This is a genomic window from Sporomusa sp. (assembly GCF_035561155.1).
In the GTDB taxonomy this organism is placed as follows: domain Bacteria; phylum Bacillota; class Negativicutes; order Sporomusales; family Sporomusaceae; genus Sporomusa.
The window spans coordinates 1-6,272 of the sequence record NZ_DATMYD010000107.1 but is presented as its reverse complement, the minus strand read 5'-3'; the positions used below and the strand labels follow the sequence as shown (position 1 = coordinate 6,272).

Below are 6,272 nucleotides of genomic sequence, written 5' to 3'. Positions count from 1 at the left end.
GTTACTCAATACGAGTTTGGCTGCAACCCGTTCGGAAGCAGATTGTGCTGCGATTCCTACCAGGATATCTCCGGATTTTTCTTCATTTGCCTTCGCTAAGACCTCTTTAAGGTCCTTAAAGGCAAAGATTTTATTGTAGACTTTAGCCTTTAAAATCATCAGATGTTCCCCCAATCTGTCTACCCGTATTAATCACGGAGATCAGCCCAGTTCGCTTTCTTTGCCTTGCTTAGCAAATTCACGTAAGACCATGTGACGAATGACTTGTTCAACAATCTCCCGCATCATTCCCGGACTGACGGATGAAATGGAATTCGTGTTCATTGGTTCGCTGACGGCATTTTCCACCAGCGGAAAACTTAGCTCTTCGGGATTCCGAATAGGCCAAGCGACCCGTTTAATATTGATGAGATGCAGGGGGGTAACGTTCTCCGAAACACTGGATCCGCCCCAAGTTCCACAGCCTAAGGTAAATGAAGGTGCCAGACCTGTAGTCGCCCCCACGGCACCTAACGAAGAGGGGGTGTTGACAAGGATGCGGAAGATGGGCTTTTTCAGTCCGAACTCACGGACGATCTCTTCATTTTCACTATGAATGACCAGGCTATGGCCGATCCCACCCGCCTGAAGGAGTTCAATACAGCGTTCACACCCCTCATGCCAATTCCGAACCCGATAAAAGCCTAGAACCGTTGTTAGCTTTTCATAGGATAACGGATACTCTCGTCCTACTCCCTGGAGAGGAGCAATCAGGCACCTCGTATGTTCAGGAACGTTGATTCCTGCATACTTTGCGATAAACTTTGCTTCTTTTCCTACAACCTTCGGGTTCATTCCCCCATTGGGTAATATGACAACTTTAGATACTTTTTGAACTTCTTCCGGTTCGAGCAAGTAGGCACCGTTTCTCTGTAAGTGGTGAACCAGTTCATCAGCAATACAATCCTCGGCTACAATGGCCTGCTCTGATGCACAGATGGTTCCATTATCGAAAGTTTTTCCAATCAGTATATTTTCTGCTGCCTTGGCCAGGTTGGCACTTCGTTCAACAAACGCCGGTACGTTACCCGGACCCACTCCTAAGGCCGGTTTCCCGCTGGAATAGGCCGCTTTCACCAAGCCACTTCCACCTGTTGCTAAAATAAGCGCAGTATCCGGATGTTTCATAAGTTCATTGGTTGCTTCCATCGTCACAGTACTTAGGCAGCCAATCACACCATCGGGAGCTCCAGCAGCCACAGCGGCCTGGTTCATGAGCTTTGCCGCTTCATTCGTACACCTGACAGCCGAAGGATGCGGGGAAAAGACAATCGCATTACGTGATTTCAGGGCAATCATGGCTTTATAAATCACGGTAGACGTGGGATTCGTCGTGGGGACTATGCCTGTAATTACCCCTACCGGTTCCGCAATCTCCCAGAGACGTTGTTTTTTATCTTCCCGTATGATCCCCACTGTCTTCATATCCTTAATGGATTCGTAGACATGATGGGATGCAAAGTAATTTTTCAAGCACTTATCTTCGTATTTTCCCATCCCCGTTTCAGAGACTGCCATCATTGCTAACCTTGCTGCGTTACTCTCCCCGGCTTCACGCATGAACTCAATGACCCGGTCGATCTGCTCTTGGGTAAAGTTTTTAATGATTTCCTGCGCTTTCCTGGCTGCACAAACTAAATTTCGGGCTTCCTGCAAGGAGGCCAAGTCTCGATCCAGTTCCATTTGATTGACCTCCTTTGCTAAAACTTCAGAGCATTTTCAATGACATCTATTACAGCACGTTGGAATGCCTCACAGGCTGCACGACAAGCGCTTTGTGATCCGGTTAGTAATGCACCGCCGAAGTTTGTTTCGGTCGGCGGTCCATAGAACGCTTTCATCTCTACTTCTGCCGCTTTAAGCGCAGCATCGATACCGTAGATTGCTTCGATAGGGGGAGCTATTAAATAGGCCAACGGCTCGCCTTCCTGAATTCCGGCAATCTTAGACAGATAGCTGCCGGTTCGGGAAATCGTATGCGGATACCAGGCCGTTTGTCCCCCGTCACACGTATAGAAGAAGGCCTCGCTTTCTAAATGATTGATACAGGCATCAATCCCCGCACTGATTTCGGCAGGAGTCGGGGCGGCTAAGATTCCAATGATTTCTCCGGAACGTGGTCCTGAGGCATGAGCGGCACCGGCATAGAAACTTTTGGCGTAGACCACTTCAACTTCTGCCTTTTTCGTGGCTTCGTCCAGGGCAGTGTAAGTGGGATCATCCATATTTGATGTGATCATCCCAATAGAACGTTGATAGTCCTTCAATCCGAGTTGCTGTGCTAAATCAGGCGCAACATTCGGAATGAGCCGGACAGCTAACACTTTTGGCTTAATAGGCTCAATCATAAGGACCCTCCCTATTTGTCTTAATCGTTATTTTGTGTTTTCAGTGGTTTTCGCTTTCTTCTCATCAAAATTCGGTAACTGCGGGAGAATTTGCTCCAAGTCTTGATGCGGACGTGGAATAACATGGCAGCTCATGAGTTCCCCAACTCGTTCAGCCGCTGCTGCTCCAGCGTCAACAGAGGCCTTAACTGCCCCCACATCTCCCCGCACCATTACGGTAACGAGTCCTCCCCCCACTTTGACCTTGCCAATGAGGCTGACATTGGCAGCTTTAACCATGGCATCGGCTGCTTCAATCGCGCCAACAACACCTTTTGTTTCCACCATACCGAGAGCAATCAGTTCTCCTTTGTACGCCATTGTACTTAATCTCCTTTCGTGTTCTGTTCAATTTAACTTGAGATGTACCCGCCGAACCACAGCATCTGGCTGAATCCGGCGGGTACAATAGTTTGATACATACTTACATCGGGATACGATTTGATGGATGATCCGCGCTCCATCCCTTCGGCATATATTTTAGGTACTTTTTCCCATATTCAGTTGCTCTGAACTTATGCAAAAGCTTGCCGTCATTTCCCATGGAAAGATCGGTGATTTCTATCATTCCGACCGCTTTCATAGAAGCAAGATGGGTATCGATCGTGGACCTTTTATATTGGCCCTCCAACCCATATTCGGGCTTTAAAGCCTCCAAAATTTCAATTTCGGAAAGTTCCTGAAGTGTCAGGAGATGGAGAATGCGAAATCTCATAGGTAGTGTCATTTGCTAGCTCCCCCTTTCTTAATTGTTTCTCAATTTAACGAGTTCTTTCGGATTAGCGGTAACCAAAATCGTCCCGAGTGTAATAATGGCTGCGCCTCCAATAAGAGTTGGGGTGATTGCAAGATCGGTGATAAGCCAGCCAAAGAAGACGGCCCAAAGTGCATAAGAAATATTAAATGCCATGGCGCGAGCTACACCGGTCATGTTAATGGCCCGATACCAAGCAAGGTAAGATAAACCACCTAAAAAGCCCGCGACAGCAATATAGAGAATAGCATTAGCAAGGAAGGCTTCCCAGAAAATGATCATGCCTGCTACTGCGGGTAAAACGGCAACAAAGTAAACGACAAAAGAAGCTGCTTCCCGAATCCCGATCGCGATATCCGGATCAACCATGTCCATACCAAAAGCTGAAAGAACGCCTTCTGCTCCCCACCCAATGGTAGCTAGCAAAGATAAAGCCAAACCAAGGTAGAAATTCGGAAAATCTCCTTCTGGGGGGACATAGCTTACGGTAATGGCTCCCACCATGCATAAAGTGATACCAATCCAAACACGCGGCTGGATTTTCTCTTTTAATATGAAAAAAGCTAGAATAGCACCTACTGCAGGATACATAGCCGTAATGGAGAGTGCATAAGATGCTCCGGCCAGATTGATTCCTACGAGATAACCCGACATAGCGATCGGGCCGCCAAATAATGCGCCTAAGCAAACAATCATGCCTGGTTTAGTCTTTAATGTCCGTGGATATTCTTTCCATTTTCCATTAAATAGGTTGCAAAGAAAAACAAAAAAACCAGCAAATCCGTCATGTAACGCAGCCCCGGCGATAGGCCCTGCATACAGAGTCGCGCCCCCTGTAAAGGGTGCCATAGCTAGTGCCATACCCAAGATGACCCCATCCAACCCCCAAGTTGCTCCGGAAATAAGCCCCCAGACTAGCCCCTTTTTTGCATGAGATAGCTCGTTCTTTGATTGCAGCTCTTGCAACTTCGCAGCACTCAAATTGGACATATTCTCCCTCCTTCTCTCTTCGATCTTTTACCAAACAGAAAGCCATTCTAAAAGGAATGAATCCGTTTCCCTGCCCTCCTTTTATGATTTTAAAGAATGTTACTACGAAGCAGACATTATCTAAAGCTTATTTAAGCAAGAAACGTGCCAGCTCTTTCAATTTCTTTTTTTGTATATATAAGCTCGATTCTAAAATGTCTTGAATAAGAAAAACGATCTTCTACTAAATCAAAATTGACTTCCCAAGTCAGTATTTGAGTCAAAGTTTGTCACAATTTTCTTTCTCTTTCTATATTTAGGAAGGAATTCTCCTATAACCTAGCGAAATATTTTTATACTCGCATTCTGCAGTCTCGTTAAGTAATCCATAATTCCCTGGAAAATCAAAGGTTGGCGTTCGAGAAAAGAGGAGGTCACCATGCAAGAAACAACACAACTAAATTACGAACTGTTGAAGAAAATCTTGGATCATTCGCATGATGAAATCTACGTTACGAATGCTCAGGGAATTGTGCTCTATGTCAATCATGCTGTAGAAAAGCATTGTGGAATTAGGGCATCGGAAATCATCGGTAAGAGTTCTAAAGAGCTTTCAGAATGTCATTACTGGTTTCCACGAGTTAGCCCAATTGCCCTAGAAGAAAAGAAAAGCGTCACTTTAGAACAGAAAACGCAAACCGGTAAAACCCTGTTAACGACTGCCACTCCGATTTTTAATAAAGACGGAAAGCTTGAATATATCATAGAAAACGCTAGGGATATAACCGAGTCTACTGGGATTAAGTTAGAATTTGCTAAGAGCCAAAAACTATTAAACCGCTACCAAATGGAAGTTGAAGTCCTCCGAAAAAAAGAGATGAATATTCCTGAGTTCATCTCAAAGAGCCAAGAGATGGCAAATCTTTTGGATCTTGTTCATCGGATTTCCCAAGTCGACTCTACAGTTCTCCTTCTCGGAGAATCCGGTTCAGGAAAAAGTCACATGGCGAAACACATACATAAAAACAGCCCTCGACAGGAAGGGCCGTTCATCGTCGTAAACTGTGCGTCGATTCCCTCTGAACTCATGGAATCCGAAATGTTCGGCTATTCTAGAGGAGCGTTTACAGGCGCCAATGTGAAAGGAAATATCGGTCTAATCGAGTTAGCCAGTGACGGAACCCTCTTTCTCGACGAAATTGCCGAACTTCCCCTCCGTATGCAAGCTAAATTACTTCAAGTCCTTCATGAAAATCAATACTTTAAAGTGGGTGGAAGAGAAGTCCAACATGTCAATTGCCGAATCATTGCAGCAACTAATCGAAATCTTCATGAGATGGTCAGACAAGGGCAATTCCGTGAAGATTTATATTATCGACTTAATGTATTTGAAATTGAGATCCCGCCTCTTCGTGAGAGGAGAGAAGAAATCATCCCGTTAGCCGTATATTTCTTAGAAAAATTTAATCAGAAGTATAAGTGTGAACGGCAACTGTCTGAGAGAGTTGTTGATTTGTTCTTACAGTATTCCTGGCCTGGAAATGCCCGCGAACTCGAAAATATGATTGAGCGATTAGTTGTCGTCAATAAAAACACGCTCATTGACGATTTGGATTTACCGAAAGGCTTTAATTCAATTCAATGTTCAAAGCAAGAAATTCCCAGTGCTTTGAATCTCACTACCGTTGCCAACCACACCTCTTCACTTGAAGATGCAGTGAATGAAGTGGAAAAAAACCTAATTATTCATGCCTACCAAGAGTTAGGTAGTTCCTACGAAGTGGCTAAAACTTTGAAAATCAGCCAAAGTAAAGCCAGCCGTCTTATCCGGAAATACATGCCTGCTACCCAAAATAAACTTATGTTAAATCAAATTTGATTTAACATTGTGAGTTATCAATAGTAAAGAGACTCAGATACCCCTGTTAAGAATCAAGGATTTAACGAGGCCACCCGATTTTTTCGGGTGGCCTTTTTATCCGTGACAACCCGCTCTAAGACTCCCATCTTCTACAAGTGGGAGTTATACCCAAAGGGCACAGGCGAGCGGCTAAGTCCCTGGATAAGGGCGACTAACCTTCAGATGGGGTTAAAACCCCACCTGAAGCTAAGTCTACTTTATC

7 protein-coding genes are annotated in these 6,272 nt (G+C 44.9%); 1 reads left to right on the top strand and 6 read right to left on the bottom strand.

Annotated features, from left to right (window positions below):
- From eutB to VN447_RS15325, 6 genes are all read right to left on the bottom strand, one after another.
- Positions 1–159: ethanolamine ammonia-lyase subunit EutB (eutB, locus tag VN447_RS15350; protein WP_325526220.1), on the bottom strand; the 159-nt coding region annotated here is incomplete at its 3' end.
- A gap of 42 nt (positions 160–201) precedes the next feature.
- On the bottom strand, positions 202–1,722 hold the full coding sequence (locus tag VN447_RS15345; protein WP_325526219.1) for an acetaldehyde dehydrogenase (acetylating): 1,521 nt from the start codon (positions 1,720–1,722) through the stop codon (positions 202–204).
- 17 nt (positions 1,723–1,739) lie between these two features.
- Positions 1,740–2,387, bottom strand: a complete 648-nt coding sequence (eutL, locus tag VN447_RS15340; protein ID WP_325526218.1) for an ethanolamine utilization microcompartment protein EutL — start codon at positions 2,385–2,387, stop codon at positions 1,740–1,742.
- A gap of 27 nt (positions 2,388–2,414) precedes the next feature.
- Positions 2,415–2,747 carry a BMC domain-containing protein gene (locus VN447_RS15335; protein WP_325526217.1) on the bottom strand — a complete coding sequence of 111 codons (333 nt, stop codon included), beginning with the start codon at positions 2,745–2,747 and terminating at the stop codon, positions 2,415–2,417.
- Between the two features lie 103 nt (positions 2,748–2,850).
- Complete coding sequence (locus VN447_RS15330; protein ID WP_325526216.1) at positions 2,851–3,153, bottom strand: hypothetical protein; 303 nt, start codon at positions 3,151–3,153, stop codon at positions 2,851–2,853.
- An 18-nt stretch (positions 3,154–3,171) separates the two neighbouring features.
- On the bottom strand, positions 3,172–4,170 hold the full coding sequence (locus VN447_RS15325; RefSeq protein ID WP_325526215.1) for a DMT family transporter: 999 nt from the start codon (positions 4,168–4,170) through the stop codon (positions 3,172–3,174).
- A 418-nt stretch (positions 4,171–4,588) separates the two neighbouring features.
- Here VN447_RS15325 and VN447_RS15320 point away from each other — a divergent pair, with 418 nt between their 5' ends.
- Complete coding sequence (locus VN447_RS15320) at positions 4,589–6,028, top strand: sigma-54 interaction domain-containing protein (protein WP_325526214.1); 1,440 nt, start codon at positions 4,589–4,591, stop codon at positions 6,026–6,028.
- Positions 6,029–6,272: the final 244 nt, after the last annotated feature.

What these genes read in the sequence shown, in the direction of transcription:
- VN447_RS15330 (WP_325526216.1), bottom strand. Translation starts at nt 3,153, where the DNA reads ATGACACTACCTATGAGATTTCGCATTCTCCATCTCCTGACACTTCAG.
- VN447_RS15325 (WP_325526215.1), bottom strand. Translation starts at nt 4,170, where the DNA reads ATGTCCAATTTGAGTGCTGCGAAGTTGCAAGAGCTGCAATCAAAGAAC.
- VN447_RS15335 (WP_325526217.1), bottom strand. Translation starts at nt 2,747, where the DNA reads ATGGCGTACAAAGGAGAACTGATTGCTCTCGGTATGGTGGAAACAAAA.
- eutL (WP_325526218.1), bottom strand. Translation starts at nt 2,387, where the DNA reads ATGATTGAGCCTATTAAGCCAAAAGTGTTAGCTGTCCGGCTCATTCCG.
- VN447_RS15345 (WP_325526219.1), bottom strand. Translation starts at nt 1,722, where the DNA reads ATGGAACTGGATCGAGACTTGGCCTCCTTGCAGGAAGCCCGAAATTTA.
- VN447_RS15320 (WP_325526214.1), top strand. Translation starts at nt 4,589, where the DNA reads ATGCAAGAAACAACACAACTAAATTACGAACTGTTGAAGAAAATCTTG.